19 protein-coding genes and 1 pseudogene are annotated in these 22,891 nt (G+C 65.3%); 11 read left to right on the top strand and 9 right to left on the bottom strand.

Annotated elements, in window-relative coordinates; all coding sequences use genetic code 11:
• Nucleotides 1–6: 6 nt before the first annotated feature.
• Nucleotides 7–2,292, bottom strand: coding sequence for a transglycosylase domain-containing protein (locus AC1DW2_RS08010; protein ID WP_477005654.1), 2,286 nt, complete (start codon nucleotides 2,290–2,292; stop codon nucleotides 7–9).
• A gap of 292 nt (nucleotides 2,293–2,584) precedes the next feature.
• Here AC1DW2_RS08010 and AC1DW2_RS08005 point away from each other — a divergent pair, with 292 nt between their 5' ends.
• The gene (locus AC1DW2_RS08005) at nucleotides 2,585–3,100 is read left to right on the top strand and encodes a YcgN family cysteine cluster protein (protein WP_014496718.1); all 516 of its coding nucleotides are present in this window, start codon (nucleotides 2,585–2,587) and stop codon (nucleotides 3,098–3,100) included.
• Between the two features lie 155 nt (nucleotides 3,101–3,255).
• Nucleotides 3,256–4,842 carry an MDR family MFS transporter gene (locus AC1DW2_RS08000; RefSeq protein ID WP_208085763.1) on the top strand — a complete coding sequence of 529 codons (1,587 nt, stop codon included), beginning with the start codon at nucleotides 3,256–3,258 and terminating at the stop codon, nucleotides 4,840–4,842.
• 3 nt (nucleotides 4,843–4,845) lie between these two features.
• Here the strand turns inward: AC1DW2_RS08000 and AC1DW2_RS07995 are convergent, their stop codons facing one another.
• From AC1DW2_RS07995 to ku, 8 genes and pseudogenes are all read right to left on the bottom strand, one after another.
• The gene (locus AC1DW2_RS07995; protein WP_477005653.1) at nucleotides 4,846–6,546 is read right to left on the bottom strand and encodes an alpha/beta hydrolase; all 1,701 of its coding nucleotides are present in this window, start codon (nucleotides 6,544–6,546) and stop codon (nucleotides 4,846–4,848) included.
• A 21-nt stretch (nucleotides 6,547–6,567) separates the two neighbouring features.
• Complete coding sequence (locus tag AC1DW2_RS07990) at nucleotides 6,568–9,081, bottom strand: GAF domain-containing protein (RefSeq protein ID WP_208085765.1); 2,514 nt, start codon at nucleotides 9,079–9,081, stop codon at nucleotides 6,568–6,570.
• Between the two features lie 95 nt (nucleotides 9,082–9,176).
• Nucleotides 9,177–10,820, bottom strand: a pseudogene (locus AC1DW2_RS07985) (thiamine pyrophosphate-requiring protein); the annotation flags it as partial.
• 191 nt (nucleotides 10,821–11,011) lie between these two features.
• On the bottom strand, nucleotides 11,012–11,446 hold the full coding sequence (locus tag AC1DW2_RS07980; protein WP_477005652.1) for a hypothetical protein: 435 nt from the start codon (nucleotides 11,444–11,446) through the stop codon (nucleotides 11,012–11,014).
• Between the two features lie 349 nt (nucleotides 11,447–11,795).
• Complete coding sequence (locus AC1DW2_RS07975; RefSeq protein ID WP_014496710.1) at nucleotides 11,796–11,960, bottom strand: Flp family type IVb pilin; 165 nt, start codon at nucleotides 11,958–11,960, stop codon at nucleotides 11,796–11,798.
• Nucleotides 11,961–12,177: 217 nt separating this feature from the next.
• Nucleotides 12,178–12,357 carry a hypothetical protein gene (locus tag AC1DW2_RS07970; RefSeq protein WP_028149907.1) on the bottom strand — a complete coding sequence of 60 codons (180 nt, stop codon included), beginning with the start codon at nucleotides 12,355–12,357 and terminating at the stop codon, nucleotides 12,178–12,180.
• A 184-nt stretch (nucleotides 12,358–12,541) separates the two neighbouring features.
• The gene (locus AC1DW2_RS07965) at nucleotides 12,542–12,778 is read right to left on the bottom strand and encodes a hypothetical protein (RefSeq protein WP_085402736.1); all 237 of its coding nucleotides are present in this window, start codon (nucleotides 12,776–12,778) and stop codon (nucleotides 12,542–12,544) included.
• A gap of 60 nt (nucleotides 12,779–12,838) precedes the next feature.
• Nucleotides 12,839–13,825 (bottom strand): non-homologous end joining protein Ku, encoded by a 987-nt coding sequence (gene ku / locus AC1DW2_RS07960; RefSeq protein WP_085402737.1) that lies wholly within the window; start codon nucleotides 13,823–13,825, stop codon nucleotides 12,839–12,841.
• 236 nt (nucleotides 13,826–14,061) lie between these two features.
• Here ku and AC1DW2_RS07955 point away from each other — a divergent pair, with 236 nt between their 5' ends.
• The 9 genes from AC1DW2_RS07955 (at nucleotide 14,062) to AC1DW2_RS07915 (ending at nucleotide 22,778) form a co-directional block, all read left to right on the top strand.
• Nucleotides 14,062–14,217 (top strand): hypothetical protein, encoded by a 156-nt coding sequence (locus tag AC1DW2_RS07955; protein WP_223153641.1) that lies wholly within the window; start codon nucleotides 14,062–14,064, stop codon nucleotides 14,215–14,217.
• A gap of 232 nt (nucleotides 14,218–14,449) precedes the next feature.
• Nucleotides 14,450–15,124, top strand: a complete 675-nt coding sequence (locus AC1DW2_RS07950) for a response regulator transcription factor (RefSeq protein ID WP_477005651.1) — start codon at nucleotides 14,450–14,452, stop codon at nucleotides 15,122–15,124.
• A 92-nt stretch (nucleotides 15,125–15,216) separates the two neighbouring features.
• Entirely contained in the window at nucleotides 15,217–16,593 is a 1,377-nt protein-coding gene (locus AC1DW2_RS07945; protein ID WP_071915617.1) for a sensor histidine kinase, read from the top strand.
• Between the two features lie 161 nt (nucleotides 16,594–16,754).
• The gene (locus tag AC1DW2_RS07940) at nucleotides 16,755–18,158 is read left to right on the top strand and encodes a hypothetical protein (protein WP_477005650.1); all 1,404 of its coding nucleotides are present in this window, start codon (nucleotides 16,755–16,757) and stop codon (nucleotides 18,156–18,158) included.
• A gap of 99 nt (nucleotides 18,159–18,257) precedes the next feature.
• A complete protein-coding gene (locus AC1DW2_RS07935; protein ID WP_028149902.1) occupies nucleotides 18,258–18,527 on the top strand; it encodes a hypothetical protein in 270 nt (89 codons plus the stop codon).
• 131 nt (nucleotides 18,528–18,658) lie between these two features.
• A complete protein-coding gene (gene ccmI, locus AC1DW2_RS07930) occupies nucleotides 18,659–19,768 on the top strand; it encodes a c-type cytochrome biogenesis protein CcmI (RefSeq protein WP_071917603.1) in 1,110 nt (369 codons plus the stop codon).
• Nucleotides 19,769–19,805: 37 nt separating this feature from the next.
• The gene (gene ccmE / locus AC1DW2_RS07925; RefSeq protein WP_063984547.1) at nucleotides 19,806–20,315 is read left to right on the top strand and encodes a cytochrome c maturation protein CcmE; all 510 of its coding nucleotides are present in this window, start codon (nucleotides 19,806–19,808) and stop codon (nucleotides 20,313–20,315) included.
• Nucleotides 20,312–22,291, top strand: a complete 1,980-nt coding sequence (locus AC1DW2_RS07920; protein WP_247308446.1) for a heme lyase CcmF/NrfE family subunit — start codon at nucleotides 20,312–20,314, stop codon at nucleotides 22,289–22,291. Before ccmE ends, AC1DW2_RS07920 begins: the two co-directional genes overlap by 4 nt.
• A gap of 4 nt (nucleotides 22,292–22,295) precedes the next feature.
• Complete coding sequence (locus AC1DW2_RS07915) at nucleotides 22,296–22,778, top strand: cytochrome c-type biogenesis protein (protein ID WP_247308447.1); 483 nt, start codon at nucleotides 22,296–22,298, stop codon at nucleotides 22,776–22,778.
• Nucleotides 22,779–22,891: the final 113 nt, after the last annotated feature.

Below are 22,891 nucleotides of genomic sequence, written 5' to 3'. Positions count from 1 at the left end.
TTTCGATCAGTTCTTGCGCGGGACGGATGCATTCGCATTCTCTTCCGCATAGTTCTGCGGGAAGGCGAGGGCGCTCGTCGACGACGCCGGCTTGGCCAGCTTGTCGTCGTCGGCAGCCGCCTTGGTCGCGGTCCTGGCGGCGTCATCGAGCAGCTTCTCGACGCGCACCAGGACGTCGGCGCCGCGCTTGGTCAGCACGGGCGGCGGGCCGGGCTTGGTCTCCAGCACCTTCGGCGCCGCATTGGCCTGCGCTGCCGTCGGCTGCGGCGGCAGCTTCTGGCCCATGCCGATGCCGGGGATTTCCCGGACCTCGACGCCCTGATGCGCGGTGACCATGATGTCGTGCCAGGTCTGCGCCGGCAGCGAGCCGCCGGTCATGCGGTTGGTCGGCGAATAGTCGTCATTGCCGTACCACACCGCGCAGGTGAAATTGCCGGTGTAGCCGACGAACCAGGCATCACGATACGCATTGGTCGTGCCGGTCTTGCCGGCGGTCGGAATGCCGTCGAGCGCGGCGCGGCGCGCGGTGCCTTCGCTGACGACGTGGCTCATCATGCCGGCCATGTCGGCGGCAACGGAGGCCGGGATCGCCTGTCGCGGTTTTGGACCGTCGCGGTCCCAGCGCCAGACCGGATCACCGGCACCGGTGCGCACTTCCAGCACCGAATGCGGCGTCACCGCCTTGCCGCGGTTGGGGAAGGTGGCGTAGGCGACGGCGTGCTCGATCACGGTGACTTCGTCCGAGCCGATCGGCAGCGACGGCGTGTCGGGCAGCGGCGCCTTGAGGCCGAAGCGGCGGGCGACCTCGACGATCTTGGCGCGGCCGAGCTTGGCCGGGTTCGGCGCCTTCGGCTGTTCTTTCTGGCCGATCGCGATCGACAGCTTGACCGGCACGACGTTGATCGAGCGCGTGATCGCCTGCGTCAGCGTCACCGAGCCGGAATAGGAATGGCCATAGTTCTGCGGACACCAATTGCCGATGCAGACCGGACCGTCGACCACGATCGAGTTCGGCGTGAAGCCGTTGAGGAGCGCGGTGGTGTAGACGTAAGGCTTGAACGACGAGCCGGGCTGGCGGTAGGCGTCGGTGGCGCGGTTGAACTGGCTGGCGCCGTAGTCGCGGCCGCCGACCATGGCGCGGATGCCGCCGTCGAGATCGGAGACGACGGTCGCGGCCTGGGTCGCGTGATAGTCGCGGCCGAACTGGCGCAGCTGGTTCTCGATGGCGTCTTCCGCGGCCTTCTGCACGTTGGTGTCGATCGCGAGGCGCACCACGAAGACGCGCTCCGTGTACGACTTCGGGAAGGTGTCGACCAGCTTGCGCATCTCGTCGAAGGCGTAGTCGAGATAGTAGTTCGGCGAGGCCTCGTCGCGGCGGTCGACCGCGAAGGCGGGGTTGCGGCGGGCGCCGAACACCTGGCCCTCGGTCATGAAGCCGGCGTCGACGAGGTTGTCGAGCACGACGTTGGCGCGGGCACGCGCCGCGGGCAGGTTGATGTGGGGTGCGTATTTGGTCGGCGCCTTGAACAGGCCGGCGAGCATCGCGGCTTCCGCCAGCGTCACGTCGCGCGCGGATTTGTTGAAGTAGAAGTGGGCTGCGCCGTCGACGCCAAAAGTGCCGCCGCCCATATAGGCGCGGTCGAGATACAGCTTGAGAATCTCGTTCTTGGTCAGGCGCCATTCCAGCCAGATCGCGAGGAAGGCCTCGTTGACCTTGCGCTCGATGGTGCGCTCGTTGCTCAAGAACAGGTTCTTGGCGAGCTGCTGGGTGATCGAGGAGCCGCCCTGGCGGACGCCGCCGGCCTGGGCGTTGGTGACGAGCGCGCGCGCGGTGCCGGCGATGTCGATGCCGAAATGCTCGTAGAAGCGGCGGTCTTCGGTGGCGAGCGTCGCCTTGATCAGCACGTCCGGAAAGTCTTCCAGCGGGATCGAGTCGTTGTGCTTGATGCCGCGGCTGCCGATCGGGTTGCCGTAGCGGTCGAGGAAAGACACCGCTAGGTCGGACTTCTTCAGCCAGTCCTCGTCCGCGGTCTCGCGGAAGGCGGGGATGGCCAGGGTGAGCATCACGACCAGGCCGCCGAGGCCCAGCGTCGCGGCCTCCGACAGCGGCTCGATGAACACCCAGCGCTTCCACCGCCCGACATAGAAGCGGTCCATGAAGGTCGAGTAGCGCTCGTAGAGCTCGCGGATGCCCTTGGCCGAGGAGAACAGCGAGGAATCGATGCGCGCGTCGAGGTCCAGAAAGAAATTCCGGATGCGGCTCTTCCAGTTGGATGGTGTGTTCTGGACCACCTAGAACCCTTGAGGCTCGGTTCGACAGCGTTCAGGCACCCGGCCGGGCGGCACCGAGACGTCTTGAGGGAATGTTACGGCAAACCCAAGGCGCCGGTTTCGCGTCCGAGGGGACTTGCTGTTCCTTCTAGCTGAGCAGGGCCCATAAACCAATGGTCAGGCTCGCGATTTTGAACAACAGGCCTAATTGACCCCGGTTCATTACGGGCCTCAATTGGGCGTTGCTTGCAGTGTCCCGGCCGCACGCCGTAGATGAACGAGCCGTAGCTCTTTCGAACCCTTGTTGAGGCGCATGACCGCAGCTCCCAAACGACCTTCAGGCCAGGAAGGATTCTTCTGGAAAACCAAGACGTTGGAAGAGCTGTCGACGGCCGAATGGGAGAGCCTGTGCGACGGTTGCGGCCGCTGCTGCCTGAACAAGCTCGAGGACGAGGATACCGGCGATATCTATTTCACCCATGTCGGCTGCAAGCTGCTCGATGCCGGGACCTGCGGCTGCAAGGACTATCCGAATCGCTCCGCCAAGGTTCCCGACTGCGTCCGCCTGACCCCGGCCAATGTCCGCACCCTGAACTGGCTGCCGCCGAGCTGCGGCTACAAGCTGGTCGCCGAAGGGCGCGACCTCTATTGGTGGCATCCGCTGGTCTCGGGCGATCCCAACACCGTTCATGAAGCCGGCGTCTCCGTCCGCGGCCGGGTCGAGGGCAGCGAGGAGGAGATCCCGGACGAGGAGCTCGAGGACCACATCGTGCAATGGCCGGCGCAGCTGCCGAAACGGGCACGCCTGAAGCGACGTCCGAAGGACTGACCCGCCTGCGACGTCGAATCACGTCATCGCGATGACCCCGCGGCGGGATGCACCCATGCGCCGCGGTGCCTGCCTGAGAAGAACTTTCCTCTCTACATTGCCTGCATAGAACGAATCCTTCGCGGTGTTGCGCCGCTTCACGGCTTCCGATCGAGATGAACAAGTTCGACCGGCAGAGCAGTTCTGCCGACATTCAGGCGTTGCCTGACGACATTGCCGAAGAGCTGTCCCGCCTTCCCAGCGAGGTCTTGAGCGTCGACGACGCGCCTTCGCTCGCGCCGCCGGCACCATTATCGCAGGACGAGGTCCGGACCATCGTGATCAGCCTGATGCTGACGATGTTTCTGGCTGCGCTCGACCAGACCATCGTCGCGACCGCGCTGCCGACCATCGGGCGCCAGTTTCACGACGTCTCCAATCTCTCCTGGGTCATCACAGCCTATCTGCTCGCCTCGACCGCGGTCGCGCCGGTGTTCGGGACGCTGAGCGATATCTATGGCCGCCGCGTGATGATCATCATTTCGCTCAGCCTGTTCGTCGCCGGCTCCGTGCTGTGCGCGATCGCGCCGAGCATGCCGATGCTGATTCTGGCGCGCGGCCTTCAGGGCCTCGGCGGCGGCGGCATCATGCCTGTCGTGCAGACCGTGATCTCCGACATCGTCTCCCCGCGCGAGCGCGGCCAGTACCAGGCCTATTTCTCCAGCGTCTGGATGGTCGGCGGCATTTTGGGCCCCGTCATCGGCGGCGTGTTCGCCGAGCATCTGCACTGGTCGATGATCTTCTGGATCAATCTGCCGCTCGCAGCCGCCGCCATCGCGATGCTGCTGCCGAAGATGAAGAAGATCCCGGTGTTCCACCGCAAGCGCAAGGTCGACTGGCTCGGCGGCGTGCTGCTGATGGCCTCTGCGGTCGTCTTCATGCTGGTGCTGACCTGGGGCGGCAGGCGTTATCCGTGGCTCTCGCCGACGGTGCTCGCGATGGTGGGCGGCGCTGTCGCGCTCGCGGTCACCTTCGTGTGGCACGCGCGGCGGGCCGACGAGCCGTTCCTGCCGTTGAAGCTATTGACGGGTTCGGTGGCGCCTTTCGCCATGACAGCCGGGGGCTGCGGGCTCGGTGCGATCACGGGCCTCACCGTGCAGCTGCCGCTCTACTACGAGTCGGTCTACCATCTCAGCGCCAGCGAGGCGGGGCTTGCGCTGATTCCGCTCGCGGCAGTCTCGACCTGCGGTGCGGCGATTGCCGGCCGTACCATGGCGCGCGCAAAACACTACAAGCGCGTTGCCATCATCGGCACGTCCTGGGCCGCGCTGTGCGGCCTCGCCCTCACGGTCACCACCTTGCCGCTGTGGGGCTTGCTGATGCTGATGGCCGCCTTTGCGCTCGGCCTCGGCACGACCTTTCCGGTCTGCGTGGTCTCGCTGCAGAATTCGGTCGCGCGCCCGCAAGTCGGCACCATCACCGGCGCGATGAACTTCTTCCGCTCGCTGATGTCCTCGTTCACGGTCGCGGCGTTCGCGGCGATCCTGCTGATCGCGCTCGGCGCCGACGTTCCGCTGGCCGGCGAGCATCACGCCGCAGGCAGCATCCCCGCGATCCCTGCCGAAGACATGCGGCACGCGTTCCGTTACGTCTTCGGCGCCGCCACCGCGCTGATGACCACGGCTTCGCTCTGCCTGATCATGATGGAGGAGCGGCCGCTCGCCGGCCCCTCCGTCACGCAGCAGGTGGAGATGGCGGAGTAGGGGTTAGCCGCCGCGATCGGGATCGTCGTCGGCATCACCTGCGCTCGTCTTTCGCGCCTTCGCCGCAAGCTGTTCCTTGAGCCGCGCGAGTGCTTCGGCGGACCAATCATTGACATCTGTCACCGCGACCCAGCCATCGACATAATGCTCGGGCGCGTAGACATGGCCAAAGCCCATCGGCGTCGCGGTCGCGACCGCCATGTCGAGGGCGAGCTGCAGCATCGTCACGACAGGATACCATCGCAGCTGCGGCGACACGTCCGGCCCGCGCGGCGCATTCATCCAGTCCGGCGCCTGATAGGCGTCGCGGTAGGCGAAGAACGTGATCGCGTCACTGGCATATTGCAGATAGACGACGCGCATCGGCCCCCAGGGCGTATCCGGCGGCACCGTCGGTCCATTCTGGTTCATGAAGCGGACGAGGCGGCCGTCGCGGAATTCCGGGAGCCAGGCCGGCGATCCCGGATTGCGGTTCGCGGTGACCGAGCGCCAGATGCGGCTCTCAAATGGCGCCCCGCTCCATAGCGCGCCGCCAATGGGATCCCCGATCGTCTCGAACAGCTCCGCGGATTTCTCCGAGTTCATGGCGCCGAGGCTCAGTCCGTGCAAATACAGCATCGGCCGCTTGTCCTTCGGCAGGGTCGTCCAATAGCCGTAGATTTCTGCGAACAGCGCGCGCGACGCTTCGGCACCGTATTCGGGCTGAAACAGCAGCGACAGCGGGCTGTTGAGATAGGAATACTGCATCGCGACGCTCGCGACATCGCCATGGTGGAGATATTCGACCGTATCCATCGCGGCCGGATCGATCCAGCCCGTGCCGGTCGGCGTGATGACGATCAGGATTTTGCGGTCGAAGCCGTGCTGGCGCTTGAGCTCCTCGAGCGCGAGCCTGGCGCGCGCTTGCGCGGTGTTGCGGCTGCCGAGCCCCACATAGACGCGCACGGGATTCTGCGCGGGCCTTTCCGTAGCGGCGCTGATCTCGGCTGCGGCCGGGCCTGAGGCAATGAACCGGCGCCCCATGCGCCCGAGCTCGGTCCACTTCACCAGTGATGCCGGGCTTCCCGTCCGACCGGGATCGGTCGGCTGCGGCCGCTCGGGCTCGAACAGAACATCGAGTTCGCGGAAGGAGGAGTCGAGTGCGTTGAACGCCGTGCGGATCAGGACATTGCTGGCGATCGACCAGAACAGCAGGGCTGCGACGAGCAGGCCGACCACGTTCGCGACCTTCCGCGGAACGAGGCGTCGTATGCGCGCGGCGAGAAAGCGGGCGACAAGCGCGAACAGCCGCCCCAGCGCCAACAGCACGACGAACGTGATCAGGGCGATGGCGCAGACCTTGAGCGGATGCGCGGTCTCCACCGGCGCCATCTTCATCACGGTGCGGATCGAGTTCTGCCATTCGGCGGTGCGCGCGAGGGCGAGGATGACGACGAGCAGGCAGCCGACTGCGACAAGCGCATTCGCAACTGATCTTGCGCGCGCCGAAGGCTCGGGCAGTTCGAGATAGTGCCACAGCCGGCGCCACAGGATTCCGGTGAAATAGCCGATCGCAAAGCAGCCGCCGGCGAGGGCACCTTGCGTGAGATAGCTGCGCGGGATCAGCGTCGGCGTCAGCGCGGCAGCGAAGAACAGCGCACCCAGCATGAGGCCGACGCCGGACAGCGACAGCAATTGTCGCCGAATGAACCGAGCTGGATTCATGAAAGCACCTCCCGAGCCACGCTATCCTCCGGTCGTGTCCGGAAAGCTGCTCTTTCGCGGCAACAGGATCGTGAACTCCGTGAACGCGCCGGGCTCTGTCGTGACGTCGATCGTGCCGCCGTGCTGCTTCACGATGATGTCGTGGCTCATCGACAGCCCGAGACCGGTACCTTCGCCGGCCGGCTTGGTGGTGAAGAACGGATTGAACATCTTCGCCTTCACGTCTTCCGGAATGCCGGTGCCGTTGTCGCGGATGCGGATCTCGATGCTGTCGCCGCGGTCGCGGGTCGCGGCGATCACCACCGGCACGTAACCGGCGCCGCTGCCCATCTGGCGCCGGGTCACCGCATAGAAGCCGTTCGAGATCAGGTTCAAGAGCACCCGGGAAATCTCCTGCGGAAACACCTCGGCCGAACCCGCCGCCGGGTCGAGCTCGCTCTTCAGCGTCACGTCGAAGAGCGGCTTCTCGGCACGCGCGCCGTGATAGGCGAGGTTGAGACTCTCCTCGACCAGCGCGTTGATGTCGCTGAGCCGATGCTCGCCGCCGCCCTCGCGCGAATGCAGCAGCATGTTCTTGACGATGGAATCGGCGCGCCTTCCGTGCTGCACGACCTTTCCAAGATTGTCCCTCAACAGCCCCGTCAGCTCGTCGACCTCCGCGCGCAGATCGTCGGCGAGCGGGACGGGCGCAAGCACCTCGTTCAGCTCGTCGGTCAGCTCGGCCGAGAGCGAGGCGAAATTGTTGACGAAGTTGAGCGGGTTCTTGATCTCGTGCGCGATGCCGGCGGTGAGCTGGCCGAGCGAGGCCAGCTTTTCGGTCTGGACCAGACGGTCTTGCGCGGCGCGCAAATCGTCGAGCGATCTGGCGAGCTCCCGCGTGCGGTCCTGCACCTCGTTGAACAGGCGGGTGTTCTCGACCGCGATCACGGCCTGGTCGGCAAAGGTCTTGAGCAGGCTGATCGCCTTGTCCGGGAAAGGGCCGGCCTCGCGGCGCGTCACGCCGATGGTTCCGATGGCAATGCCGTCGCGCAGCATCGGAATCACGAGGATGCTGCGATAGCCGCGCGTCCGCGCCAGCTCCCGCATGGCCTCCGTGAGGTCGGGCTCGTTCTGCATGTCGCTGCGGAATGCGTATTCACCACCTGTCGCCACCCGGCTGTGAATGCCCGATGCCGCAAGCGGCGCCGGGAACGAGCTGCGCAGCTCCGCGTTGCCGGCCTCGTTGTCGGTGGTGAAGGCAGCCAGATGCAGCATGCCGTTGATGACGCGGGTGACGGTGGAGGAATGTCCGCCGACCAGCGCCTTGGCACTGTCGGAGATGGCCTGGAACACCGGCGTGACGTCGGCCGGCGAGGCCGCGATCACCTTGAGGATGTCGGCGGTCGCGGTCTGCCGTTCCAGCGCTTCCCTGGTGGCGTTGAACAGGCTGACATTCTTGACCGCGATCACCGCCTGGTCGGCGAAGGTCTGCAGCAGCCGCACATGATGCTCGGCGAACGCGCCGGTGGTTCGCCGCGTGGCGATGATGACGCCTTTGGCCTCGCCCTCGCTCATCAGCGGCGTGAACAGCATGCTGCGAAAGCCGCGGGCGCGCGCGATGTCGCGTGCGGCCGGCTCAAGCTCGGTATCCGGCAGCTGCGCCGATTCACCATGGGCCGTGAGCTGGTACGCCGGGAACTGCGCGAACGGCACCGGGAACGAGGCCTGGAGCACGCGGTCGCCGGCTGGATCGCCCGGCGTGAATGCCACGAGGTGCGCGGCGCCGTCGACATAGCGCAGCACCGCGGTGGAGAAGCCGCCGATCAGCCGGTTGGCGTTGGCGGCGACGGCGTCGAACACCGGCTGCACGTCGGAGGGCGAACTCGCCAGCACTTTCAGAATGTCGGCGGTCGCGGTCTGCCGTTCCAGTGATTCCCGCGTCTCGTTGAACAGGCGCGCGTTCTCGATCGCGATCGCGGCCTGGTCGGCAAAGCTCTGTTGCAGCGCCATCTCATCATCGGTGAAGGGCGCGAGGCGGTCGCGGTAGACGATTAGCGCGCCGATCGCCTTGCCTTCAAGCCGCAGCGGCGAGCCGGACATCGAACGCGTGCCGGCGGCGCGAGCGTGAGGCATGCCGGGCCAGTCGGCGATGGCCGGATCGACATTGTCGAGATCGGGAACATGAACCTGCCGGTTCTCGGCCACGATGGTGCCGGGCATGTTGCGGCCGCCGATCTTGAGCTGGGCGAGCGGCACGCCGGCGCCGACGCGCATGGAGCTGTCGCCGACCCGGATCACCCTGGACCACCCGTCGCCTTCGGCAATGTGAATGGTGGCGCTCGGCGCGCCGAACAGATGCATGGTCGCTTCCGCGATCTGCTGCAGCGAGCCCTCCGCATCGCCCGAGGAGTTGGCGATGGTGCGCAGGATCTCCATGCTGGCGTTCTGGCGGTCGCGCGCAATGGCAAGCTCGGCTTGCAGGCGGGCATTCTCGGCCGCTTGGGATCGCAATTGCCGTTCGAGCTCGGCGGCCTTGTCCTGGGGAGGCGCGGTCATTGATAATCCGGCTAAGCGCCGCGACGTACGCGGTACCAAGCCCGATTATCACATCTCCTGCGGCCGGAGCCAGCGTCTGCAGCCTTGTGGCCGCCTCAAGTCCCCGGCCGCGACACCTCGGTCTCCTTGCTGGTGATGAACTCCAGCAGCACCGGGGTGCCTTCCTTCGTCTTCTGGATGCCGCGCTTGATCGCGGGGATGATGTCCTCCGGCCGCGTCACCCGCTCGCCATGGCCGCCGAAGGCGCGCGCCATCGCGGCATAGTCGCCGGAGATGTCGGTCGAGCGGTATTTCTCGGTCGAGATCGGCATCACCTTCAACTCGATCGCCATCGAGAAATTGTTCAGCAGGATCGACATGATCGGGATGCGCTCGCGCACCGCGGTCTCGAAATCCATACCGGTGAACCCGATGGCGGCGTCGCCCCAGACATTGATGCAGAGCTTGTCGGGCTTTGCGAGTTTTGCGCCCATCGCGAGCCCAAGGCCGTAGCCGAGCTGCGTCGTCTTGCCCCAGCCGAGATAGGTGAGGGGCTCGACCGCCTTCCAGAACGGCGAGAGCTGGTCGCGCGGACTGCCGGCATCATGGGTGATGATGGTGTTCTTGATGTCGACGGCGTGCTGGAGGTCCCAGAGCACGCGATAGGGGCTGAGCGGCGCGTCATTGCTGGTGAGTTTCGGCATCCATTTCGCCAGCCACTCCTTGTGCGAAGCGGCGATCTCGGCCGCGACCGCTGATGCGTCGCGATCCGCCGTGACGGTCTTGCCGATCTCCTCCAGCAGCGCATCGAGCACGAGGCCGGCATCGCCGACGAGGCCGATCCTGGCTTCCACATCCTTGTTGAGATGGTTCGGATCGAGCGTGGAGTGGATGATGGTCTTGCCCTTCGGCATCGCGACGCCGAAACTGGTTTCCGTGAACGAGCAGCCGATGCCGAAAATGACATCGGCCTCAGCGAGGAATTTCGGGACCGCGCGCGGCACCGCGAGGCCGCCCGAGCCGAGCGACAGCGGATGCGTTTCCGGGAACGATGATTTGCCCCCTAAGCTGGTGGTGACGGGAATGGCGAGCCGCTCGGCGAGCCGCTTCAGTTGCGGCCAGGCCTGCGCGTAGTGCACGCCCTGGCCGGCATAGATCACGGGGCGCTTCGCGTTGACGAGCAGGGCTGCCGCCTCCTTCACATGAACAGGATCGGCGCCGTAGCGCGTGCGCAGCACCGGCGTGTAGTTCAGCGGCTCCGGCACCTCCTCATTCCACATGTCGGCAGGGATCTCGACGATGACGGGACCGCCGCGGCCGTTCTTCAGTTTTGTAAATGCGCGGCGGAAGATGTTGGTGACCTCGGCCGCCAAAATGATCGGCTCGGACGATTTCGAAAACGCCTTCATTGCCTCGCTGGAATTGAAGTTCGGCTCGATATGCGCAAGCCTGCGCTGATAGCCCATCGGCAGCACGAGCACGGGCACGGATTCGCCATAGCATTGCGCAACGCCGCCCATCGCGTTCTCGGCGCCGGGCCCGTGCTGCATGCAGAACGCGCCGATCGATCGCCCCGACGTCACCCGCGAGATCGCATCCGCCATGTGCACCCCGACGCGCTCCTGCCGCACCATCACCGGCCGGATCTCGGCCTTGGCCGCGTGCTCGATCAGATGGTTGACCGGATAGCCGCAGAGGATCTCGATCCCCTCGCGCTTCATGATTTCCGCAATGGCGGTGCCGAGCTTCATGGCGTCTCTCTCCTCAGGCTTGGCCGGTTGCTCCGGCCGATTGGGGAGAGAGGATCAGGAATTTACAGGAGGGTAAAGCACGGGTGGGCGACGGTCGCGGTAGGTCAGCCATGCAGCGAGCTGCCGTAGCCTGGATAGAGCGACTTGTCCGCCGTAGCTCGAAGAGCGAAGGCGGAAGCGCAATCCAAGCTACAAACGTCCTATTTGCAGTTTTTGCAGATCGTCAGCTTTCGTTTCAGCGCCTCGTCTTCCTGATCGACCGATGACTGGCCGCCGAGGCCGTTTGTATCGGGATTGGACGTGGAATTGGACTTGGCGCCCTTTGCTGCGGGTGACCTCACAGGCGGCGTCACCTGGCTTGAGGCGTCATTGTCGTCGACGGTGCCTACGCTGAAGCCATCGTAGTCGGCGGCCGGATTAGGCATCGGCGGAGGCCCGCCGATCACAGGGGGCGAAGCCTCCCTGCCGGATGTCGCCGGCGGAATTCTGGAAGTTTTGGCGCTCGCGCGTGGCGGCGATGCAACGGGCGGAGCAAGCGAAACCGGAGGCGCGACCGAAGTCTGTCCTTTCGCACTGTCGTGCGACCAGGCGCCGACAAACATGAGGCTGAGAGCCAAGAGCGTCACGCTTCTCATCCGCATCCTTCAAACCGCTCTGGTCCAATGATTGAGCATGGCCCGTCGAACCACGCCGGGCCGAAGACTATCAGGACTCAAAAGGCCGTCAAAGCGCGGGAGCGCGAGGATGTGGTTGCTTGAAGGACGTTGCGTAGCGTCCGGGACACGATTTTGAGTGCGTTACGGGCCACGCGCTATTGCGAGCGCAGCGGGGTAATCCAGAATTCCTCCGCGGGAGGACTCTGGATTGCTTCGCTATCGCTCGCAATGACGAGATCGGGGAGGGAGCATGCGCCGACGGCCGCGCCGGGGTCGGCGCGTGCAGGGGACGTCGCCTCAGGCCAGGGCGGCCGTTACGCGGCGGCCGTCACTTCAGCGACGAGCTGATCGAGTTGAACTTGTTGTTGAGGAGCTGGCTGCCCGTGTTGTTCACGACGGTCACGATCGCCAGCGCAATGCCGGCGGCAATCAGGCCGTATTCGATGGCGGTTGCGCCAGTCTCATCGGCAAGGAAAGACCTAAGCAAAGTCATTGCCAACTCCTCTTCATCCGATCCAATGTGTGGCAGCGTCGTTTTCGGACTGGTAAATAGATCGAATAGATTTTTCTGCGCGACGGAAGAATGAAGCCCGGGCGGCCGCGCCTCCGTCACATACGATGGCATCCATTAAATTAAGGTTCCATCGATCCATCCAAATGGATTCAAATCGACAGCCCCCCGCAAGGACACGCGGAAGCCGGTGCGCCTGTCAGGGCGTGATGGTCGGGCCCGGTGCGGCGGGGAGGCGACGCTTCAGCACGGTCGCGAGACGGCCGACGAAGTCCTTCATCGTGCCCGGCTGCGGCCGCGGCGCCGTGCTCGCCGCCTGCTCGTGATCAGGCGCGTCGTTCACGATGCTGATGTAGTTCTTTCTGACGTCCTGCTGCACGGGGCACGCGAACCTTGGCTCGATCGGAGCCGGAACCATGCTGCGCATAAGGGGAACCAACGGTTAATTTTGTCGCCCGTAGGAATACCCTGTCGTGCTGGACACGAGGGCGCCATTTAACGGTTTGTTGAGCCTGTTCGTCACGGTCGGCACGGATGCCTGCCAGAGATGACAACCAAGGCGCTCATCGGCCGCGGCCGTCCGCATTCAGCGCCCGCAACATCGCGATGCGGGCGAACATCACCCAGCCGCCGCCTGTCTCGGCTGCGTTGATCAAGGTCTCGATGGCGGTCTGCCAGTGCGTCTCGTGCTGCAAGTCTTCAGGCAGCTGCATGATGTAGTCCGCCGCGTCTTGTAGCGTCAGCAGCTTGCGCTTGTGACTTACGCGAACGGGATCGTCGAACGCCGTCGACCAGGGCATGTCAGGCCGGCCGATCGGCGAGGGGAGACATCACGGCGCGATTGCAGACGCGGATTGCGTCTAACCGGCCTTCTTCGCCCGCGCCGGCGCGCGGACCGGCTTGTCGGCCTTCTTGGGCGGCGCTTCCTTGGCTGCTGCAGTCTTGCCACCCTTGCCGGTGATCGGCAGCAGCATCTCGCGCTGGCCCTCGACGCGCTTCTTCGGCTTCTTGCCCTTGACGGTCTCCCTGACGGGCTCCTTGGCGGCCTTGGCCGCGGGCGCCATGTCCTTCTCGCTGGCGATGCTCTTCTTCAGCGCGTCCATCAGGTTGATGACGTTGCCGCCGGTCTTCGGCGCGGCCTTCGCCGCGATCGGTGCACCGCTGCGCTTCTTGTTGATGAGGTCGATCAACGCCGTCTCGTAGTGGTCTTCGAACAGCTCGGGCTCGAATGCGCCGGACTTCTTCTCGACGATGTGCTTGGCAAGGTCGAGCATGTCCCTGGTCAGCTTCACGTCCTGGATGTCGTCGAAATATTCCTTCTCGCTGCGGACCTCGTAGGGATAGCGCAGCAGCGTGCCCATCAGGCCGCTCTCGAGCGGCTCCAGCGCGATGATGTGCTCGCGGTTGGTCAGCACGACGCGGCCGATCGCGACCTTGTCCATGCTGCGGATGGTCTCGCGAATCACCGCGAAGGCGTCGTGGCCGACCTTGCCGTCAGGCACGAGATAATAGGGACGGATCAAATAGCGGCTGTCGATATCGGTCTTCGGCACGAACTCGTCGATCTCGATCGTGTGCGTGGAGTCCAGCGCGATGTCGTCGAGCTCGTCCTTGGTGACCTCGATATAGGTGTCGGTGTCGACCTTGTAGCCCTTGACGATGTCCTCGGAGGTCACCTCGTCGCCGGTCTCGGCGTCGACCTTGAGGTACTTGATCCGGTGGCCGGTCTTGCGGTTGATCTGGTTGAACGAGACCTTCTCGGTATCCGAAGTGGCCGGATACAGCGCGACCGGGCAGGTCACGAGCGACAGACGCAGAAAACCCTTCCAATTGGCGCGGGGGGCCATGGGCTACTCCAAACGCAACGGGGACAGAGGACGAGGATACCATCGGGGAACAACGAATCATAGCAAGGCGGATTGCGGAATCTTGCAACTGCGTTAACCGGCCGCCCGGTGCGCGGTTGCAGCCCGATGCAGCGGCAAAAACCGGAACATCATATCCAATCACGCGTTGGCTTAAGACATCAGGCCGCGAGGGGGGGTGCGACCACCGCAGCCGACATCCAGAGATTGAGGGCGTTATGGCAACCACGCGAGAGCACGATCAGATCGTCGAAACCGCCACCGAGGCACGTCAGGGCGAACCGGGGCCGTCAGTGGCGGCCCTGCTTACCATCTCGACCGGGCTCGCGATCCTGATCCTTGCCGTCATCTGGTTCGTGTTCTTCCGGACCTGACGGCCGATCGAACGGACGGTTCGGACCTTCCGACTCGCCGCATAACGCGGCACATTGCGCCCGCCACGCCCGCCGGCTCGTCCGGTGGCCTGGCGGGCGCCGTCGCGTCGGCGCTTGAGAAGCTCTATATGACCAAAAAGTAACGCGGCCGGTTCCCCGTGTTCATATTCAGTTCACGCCGGAATTGCTCATCTCTGGCGATCGATTGTGCAGTCTATTTCTGGAGAGAAGCGTGCGCCTGCTTGTTGTTGAGGACGACCCCGATCTCAATCGGCAGCTCACCAAGGCGCTGACCGAAGCCGGCTACGTCGTCGACCGTGCCTTCGACGGCGAGGAGGGGCATTATCTCGGCGATAATGAGCCCTACGATGCCGTTGTGCTCGACATCGGCCTGCCGAAGAAGGACGGCATCTCGGTGCTGGAAGCCTGGCGCCGCAACGGCCGCACCATGCCGGTCCTGATCCTCACCGCGCGCGACCGCTGGAGCGACAAGGTCCAGGGGTTCGATGCCGGCGCCGACGATTACGTGCCGAAGCCGTTCCATCTGGAGGAGGTGCTGGCGCGCATCCGCGCGCTGCTGCGCCGCTCCACCGGCCATGCCCAGAGCGAATTGAGTTGCGGCCCCGTCACGCTCGACACCAGGACCGGGCGGGTCAGCGTCTCCGGCAATCCGGTCAAGATGACCTCGCACGAATATCGGCTTCTGGCCTACCTGATGCACCATTCGGGGCGCGTCGTGTCCCGCACCGAGCTGGTCGAACACCTCTACGACCAGGACTTCGACCGCGACTCCAACACCATCGAGGTCTTCGTCGGCCGCATCCGCAAGAAGCTCGACGTCGACATCATCCAGACCGTTCGCGGCCTCGGCTATCTCCTGACCCCGCCGCCTGCTCCCGGCGCTTGAGGCGTCAGGACTTGACGGCCGGCCGAACAGGGGCCTTGGTCCGGTCATGACGTCCGACGCCCCGCCCCCCTGCGCCTGCCGGGATCCTTCCGATGGCCGCTAGCTCGCTTGCCAACCGCCTGTTCCTGTCGGCGACGGCGTGGCTCGTGGTGATCCTGGCCATCACCGGGGTGGTGCTGTCGTCGGTCTACAAGAGCGCCACCGAGCGCGCCTTCGACCGCCGGCTCAATCTCTATCTGCGCACCCTCATCGCCGAGGTCGCGACGCCCGACGAGCCGCCGGACCGTCAATTCCAGTCGCTCGGCGAGCCCCTGTTCGAGCTGCCGCTGTCGGGCTGGTACTGGCAGATCACGCGGACCGACACCGAAAAGCCGGAGGTGCGCTCCTCGCGCTCGCTCTGGGACAAGAAGCTGCCGAAGCTGGAGGAGCAGGGCACCGAGCTCACCGCTGCCGGCATTCGCCTTGCCTATGTCGACGGGCCCGAGGGACAGAACCTGCGCATGGTGGAGCGGCCGGTCGATCTCGGTGCGGACGGCAAATATCTGGTCAGCGTCGCCGGCGACGACACCGAGATTTTCGACGAGACGCGGAGCTTCGACTACTACCTCGGCGGCACCTTCACCGCGCTTGGCATCGTGCTGCTGCTGACCACGGTGTTCCAGGTGAGGTTCGGTCTTGCGCCGCTCAAGCGCATCTCCGAGTCCATCGCAGACATCCGCTCGGGGCGGGCGGAGCGGCTCGAGGGTGAATTCCCGGTCGAGATCGCGCCATTGGCGCGCGAGACCAACGCGCTGATCGATGCCAATCGCGAGATCGTCGAGCGCGCGCGCACCCATGTCGGCAACCTCGCCCATGCGATCAAGACGCCGCTCTCGGTGATCGTGAACGAGGCCGGCGCCCACATCGCCGATCCGTTCGCGGCCAAGGTGATGGAGCAGGCGGACGTGATGCGCGACCAGGTCGCCCATCATCTAGAGCGCGCGCGCATCGCGGCGCGCGTCTCGGTGGTGGCGACCGTGACGGAGGTCGCGCCCGTCATCGAGGCGCTGCGGCGGACCATGGAGAAGATCCATCGCGATCGCGACATCGTGGTCGAGGCCAAGGCCGATCCGTCCGCAAAATTTCGCGGCGAGCGGCAAGATCTGGAGGAGATGGTCGGCAATCTCGTCGACAATGCCTGCAAATGGGCGGCCTCGCAGGTCTTCATTGAGGTTCTGGTGGAAGCGCCGCACCAGGCGGGCGCCGGCCCGCGCCTGCGGATCATCGTCGACGACGATGGCCGCGGCCTGTCGGAGGCCGAACGCGCCCAGGTCTCCCGGCGCGGCCAGCGGCTCGACGAGTCCAAGCCCGGCTCGGGGCTCGGCCTGTCCATCGTGACCGACCTCGCCGCGCTCTATGGCGGCAGCCTCTCGCTCGCGGGCGCCCCGACCGGTGGCCTGCGGGCGGAGCTGGTCCTCCCCGGAATATAATCCTTTGTTCCGGCTCGACTATTTGACCGGTCCGGCACCGATCCGGACCAAACCGGAGCTATTTCGGAGCGACTTCCTAAACGGCTTCTTAAGTGGGCCCCATCTATGATCGCGCAGGACGCATCCCACGTCTGCCATTTTATCGTGCATCACCCGGGCGCATGAGCCAGACATCGATCGAGCGGCTGAGGGAATATCTCGCGCAGCTCCCGCCGCAGTCGCAGGCGCTGCTGATGCGGGAGTTCGAGCGCGCGCTCGAGCGCGGCCAGGACACGGCGGTGGCGACCCTCGTGCTCGAGCAGCTGCGCAAGATCGTCCGCAAGACCGAAGTCGACGAGGCTGCGCCGCCGCGCACGGACGATCTGTCGCGGCTGTTGTTCCAGGTGCTGGAACCGTTCCTGGTCGAGACGGGCGCCCCTGTCAGGGTCGGCCAGATCTGTCGCTCCTCGCTGCATCCGATCTGGCAATGGCTCGGCCGCGATGGCGCCCCCGACAAGGTCAACGAATTCGAGGCGGCGCTGGCGCACATGTCGGCTTCAGACAGTGCAGGGCAGGTCGAAGCCCTCGCCGCGAAGCTCCAGGCCGTGGCCGCGGATGCCATCTTCGGGCTGACGGGTCCCGGCGGCGGCGACAAGTCGCGCGCGCTCGCCCGTGTCGGCCCGCCCAACGTGATCGAGGACCTCTATTCGATCGGAGCGGTGCTTCAGGTCCGGGAGGCCATCGCCACGCTGAACGAGAAGCTGCCGCGCTTCCTGCGTACCTTCGGCGAAGCCCAGATCGCATCTGTGACTTCCACACTCAACATCCCCGCGCTCCAGACGCCGCAGATGCTGGCCTTCGCGCTGTCGATGGTCGTGCAGCGGATGACCGCGCCGTGGCAGATCATCCGCCTCGCCATCAAGATTGCCGCGTCCGACGACGAGATCCGCGTCGCGGCGACGCCCTACGGCGTGGCCGTCACGATCGCTTTGCATGATTTGTCCTGCGTTGCCGCGATCCTGCGCATGGACATCAAGCGCGGCCATTTCGAGAACGTCGCCGACAATCTCAAGGCGCTGCATGACGGCGTGCGCGGTCTTCGCACGGAACTCGATCTGCGCAACGATTCCGTCTGGGGCAAGCAGCTGACCTCGATCCGGGCCGACATCTCCAATGCGCTGCAATCGGAGATCGACAGCGTTCCCGGCCGGGTTCGCCGCATCCTGCGCCAGCGCGCCGAGAAGGACATTCCGCCGGGGGCGCGGATCGACAGCACCGAGGTCGAGGAAACCGCGGCACTGATCGATTTCGTCGCGACCTGCCGCAACTACGCGAGCGAGCTTGCGATCAACGAAGTGACGTTGCGCACCTATTCCGATCTCCAGCAATATGTCGAACGCTCGACCGAGCAGCTGGTGCAGTCGCTGCGAGCGGCCGATCACAAGGTCCGCACCTATCGGCAGCAGCAGGTGCAGGCCGCGATCCGCTTCTGCCAGGTGCTGTTCGGCGATGATTACGCGTCGCTGATGAGCCGCGCCGCGGAGAACGCGGCCACGGGCGAGCGCAAATCGTCGCGGGCAAGCTGATCAAGCGCATTTTTTTGTGATCACAATTTGTGGTTGACGGTGCCGGTGGCGGGCCCTACGGTCGCCGTGCAAATTTTTGGAATTTCTATCTGTGGGCGCATGAAACCCCTTATCAGCTCCATCGAAATTGAAAACCGCGTCATTGTCGCCAAGTATCAGAGGCTGATGGTTGGCGCGAAGGTGGTGCTGATCGAGAAGGCAAGCGGTCGCCAACTGCCTGAGACCGTCACCAGGGTTGCATCGCCCGTTCCCGTCGGGGCGTTGCGCATCAAATTGCCTGAAGCAATCGAGCCGGGAACATACTTCCTGAGGGCCTTCAACGGGCACGGCGAGGACGCCGCTCAAAGCGCGGACTTCGAGATCCGTTAAGCCGTTGGATTTTCACAGTTTCGGGACTGTGTGCGGTCGCGCCGAATTGACAATTGTCAATTGCCGCATCGTCCGGCCGTGGTGTAAAGCCACCTATGGGCGCGGTTCGCGCGCCGCCGGAAGCTTGCCAGATGACGCTATGGTTCGTGTTCGCGCTGATGACGGTCGCGGCGATTTTCGCCGTGCTTCTGCCGCTCGGCCGCAGCGGACGCGCGCAAAATCAGGGGAGCGAGGTCGCGGTCTACAAGGACCAACTGGCTGAGATCGAGCGTGATCTCGCCGCAGGACTGATCGCCGCACCGGAAGCCGAGGCCGCACGTGTCGAGATCAGCCGCAGGCTGCTTGCCGCGGCCGGGAGCGAGCCGGCATCGGAACCGACATCGAGCCTCAAATGGCGCCGCGCGGCGGCTGTGCTGGCGCTTGCCGGCCTGCCGCTCATTGCGATCGGCGTCTACATGCCGCTCGGCTCGCCCAGGCTCCAGGACTTTCCCCTGGCGCAGCGGGAGCGCGGGGCCGGGTCCGGCATGGCGCTCGAGAATCTCGTCGTGCAGGTCGAGCAGCATCTGGAAAAGAATCCGACCGACGGGCGCGGCTGGAACGTGCTCGCGCCGGTGCTGGTGCGGCTTGGCCGCTTCGACGATGCGGTGCGCGCCTATCGCAACTCGCTCACCTACAATGGTGAGAGTTCGGAGCGCCGGGCCGATCTCGGCGAGGCGATCGCGGCTGCCGCCGGCGGCGTGGTGACTGCTGAGGCCAAGACCGAATTCGAACGCGCGCATGGGCTGAACGCGGACGATCCCAAGGCGAACTATTTCCTCGGACTTGCCGCCGAGCAGGATGGCCGCAAGGACGATGCCGCCAACATCTGGCGCGCACTGCTGGCGAAAGCGCCGGCGGATGCGCCGTGGCGTCCTCTGGTGCAGACCTCGCTGGCGCGGGTCGGCGGCGGTGGCGCTACGATGCCGGCGCTGTCTGACGAGACGATCGCAGCCTCCAAGGACATGAACGAGGGCGATCGCAACGCGATGGTGCGCGGCATGGTCGAACGCCTGGCCACCCGGCTGAAGCAGAACGGCGATGATGTCGAGGGTTGGCTGCGCCTGGTGCGCGCTTATCTCGTGATGGGCGATCGTGACAGGGCAATGGGCGCTTCGACCGACGCCCGACAGGCGGTCGCCAACGACGCCGCGCGGCTGCGCCAGCTCAACGAAGGCCTCAAGACTCTCGGGCTCGACGGATGACGATGTCGGGACGAGGCGAGCGGAGAACGGATACGCGATGACGCGCAAGCAGCGACGTATGACCATCATCGGCGGCTCCCTCGCGGTGCTCGCGCTTGCGGCCGCGCTCGTGCTCAACGCTCTGCGCGACTCCATCGTGTTCTTCTCGACGCCGACGATGGTCGCCGAAAAGCACGTCGAGCCCGGCAAGCGGTTTCGTCTCGGCGGCCTGGTGCAGCCCGGCTCGCTCCAGCGCGGCGATAATCTCGCCGTGACCTTCGAGGTTGCCGACGGTGGCGCCAAGCTGCCGGTCGCCTACAAGGGCATCCTGCCCGACCTGTTCCGGGAAGGGCAGGGCGTGGTCGCCGAAGGCGCGCTCGATGCCAATGGCGTGTTCAAGGCCGACACCGTGCTCGCCAAGCACGACGAGACCTACATGCCCAAGGAAGTCGCCGATGCCCTGAAGAAGCAGGGGCACTGGAAGGACGATTACGGCGCCAAGGCTTCTGATAGCGTCAAACCCGCGGCGACGACCGCGCAGGGCAACCCGCAGGGAGCAGTGCGTTGATCGCGGAATCCGGACACTACGCGCTGGTGCTGGCCCTTGGCCTGGCGCTGATCCAGTCCATCGTGCCGCTGATCGGTGCGCGCTTGCGCGATGCCGCGCTGATGAACGTGGCGCGCTCCGCCGCGCTGGCGCAGCTGCTGTTCGTCGGTGCGTCGTTCGTGGCTCTCGTGATACTGCACGTGAACTCGGATTTCTCCGTCGCCAACGTCTACGAGAACTCCCATTCGATGAAGCCGCTGATCTACAAGATCACCGGCGTGTGGGGGAACCATGAAGGCTCGATGCTGCTGTGGGTGTCGATCCTGGCGCTGTTCGGCGGAATGGTCGCCGCCTTCGGTAACAATCTGCCGCTGTCGCTGCGCGCGCATGTGCTGGCCGTGCAGGCGTGGATCGCCAGTGCGTTCTATCTCTTCATCCTGGTCACATCGAATCCGTTCCTGCGTATCGCCAATCCGCCGATCGAGGGACGCGATCTCAATCCGGTGCTCCAGGACATCGGCCTCGCCGTGCATCCGCCGATGCTCTATCTCGGCTATGTCGGCTTCTCGATCTCGTTCTCCTTCGCCATCGCGGCGCTGATGGAGGGGCGGATCGACGCGGCCTGGGCGCGCTGGGTGCGGCCGTGGACGCTGGTGGCCTGGATCTTCCTGACCCTCGGCATCGCGATGGGGTCGTACTGGGCCTATTACGAGCTCGGCTGGGGCGGCTGGTGGTTCTGGGATCCGGTCGAGAACGCCTCGCTGATGCCGTGGCTCGCCGGCACGGCGCTGCTGCACTCGGCGCTGGTGATGGAGAAGCGCAACGCGCTGAAGGTCTGGACCATCCTGCTGTCGATCCTGACCTTCTCGCTGTCGCTGCTCGGCACCTTCCTGGTGCGTTCGGGCGTCATCACCTCCGTGCACGCTTTCGCCACCGATCCGACGCGCGGCGTGTTCATCCTGCTGATCCTCTGCCTGTTCATCGGTGGCAGCCTGTCGCTGTTCGCAGGGCGCGCGACCTCGTTGAAGCAGGGCGGCCTGTTCGCGCCGATCTCGCGCGAGGGCGCGCTGGTCTTGAACAATCTGCTGCTCAGCGTAGCCTGCGCGGTCGTGCTGTTCGGCACGCTCTATCCGCTGGCGATGGAAGCGCTCGACTTCAAGATGTCGGTCGGCGCGCCCTTCTACAATCTCACCTTCGTCCCGCTGTTCGCGCTGCTGCTGCTCGTGGTGCCGTTCGGGCCGATGCTGGCGTGGAAGCGCGGCGATCTGCTCGGCGTCACCCAGCGGCTGCTTGCGGCGGGCGTTGCCGCGCTCGTTGTGATCGCCATCGTCTGGGCCTGGACCCGTGGTGGCAGTGCGCTGGCACCATTGGCAATTGGGCTTGGAGTCTTCGTCATCGCCGGTGCCGTGACCGATCTGTCCGAACGGACCGGTTTGTTCCGCCTGCCGTTCGCAACGACGCTGCACCGGGCCCGCGGCCTGCCGCGTTCGGCCTGGGGTTCTGTGTTTGCCCATGCGGGCCTCGGCGTCGCGCTGATCGGGATCGTCTGCGAGACCACCTGGAACAGCGAGTATATCGCGACCATGAAGCAGAACGACGTTGCACACGTCGCCGGCTATGATCTCAAGCTCGACGGCCTGTCCCAGCGTCAGGGGCCGAACTTCCGCGAGATGATCGCCGAGTTCAACGTCAGCCGCGACGGTGAGAAGATCAGCGTCATGACGCCGTCCAAGCGCAACTTCACGACGCGCGGGTCCTCGACCACCGAGGCCGCATTGCTGACGCGCGGCGCGAGCCAGCTCTACGTTTCCCTCGGCGACGCGACTGCCGATGGCGCCATTGCGGTGCGCATCTATCACAAGCCGCTGGTGCTGCTGATCTGGTGGGGACCGGTGCTCATGGCCTTTGGCGGCATGCTGTCGCTGTCCGATCGGCGCCTGCGGGTCGGCGCACCGAAGCCGGCGCGGGCCAAGCAGCGCCTTCAGCCGGCGGAGTGATCCGATGCGGCGGATGATGGTCACGATCGTTGCGCTCATGCTGCTGGCTTTGCCCGCCGCCCACGCCGTGCAGCCCGACGAGATCATGTCGGATCCCGCGAAGGAGGCACGCGCGCGCGACCTATCGCGCGAGCTGCGCTGCATGGTCTGCCAGAACCAGTCGATCGACGATTCCGACGCGCCGCTGGCGCGCGATTTGCGGCTGCTGGTGCGCGAGCGGATCGCTGCCGGCGACAGCAATTCGCAGGTGCTCGACTTCCTGGTCGCGCGCTATGGCGAGTTCGTGCTGCTCAAGCCGCGCTTCGAGCGGCAGACCGTGTTGTTGTGGCTGCTCGCGCCGCTGCTGCTGATCGGCGGCGGCCTGGCGCTCTGGCTGCAAATCCGCCGGCGCGCGCGAAGCGGTGCAGACCTACCAGCTCCGCCGCTCACTGCGGATGAAGAGGCACGGCTCACAGCCTTGATGTCGGACGAGACGAAGTCGTCCTAGCGACTTCAAGTCGTCCCGGCCTACGTAATGATACGTAGGCCGTCTGCGGCCGCGTGTTTCATGCTCTGTTGACCTTTGTCTGGAAGCTTGTCGCGAAATTCGATTCCAGATTT

The sequence above is a fragment of the Bradyrhizobium sp. P3_C3 genome (genome assembly GCF_056402655.1).
Note: the sequence above shows the minus strand (reverse complement) of the source record. Positions and strands in the feature narration are given on the sequence as shown.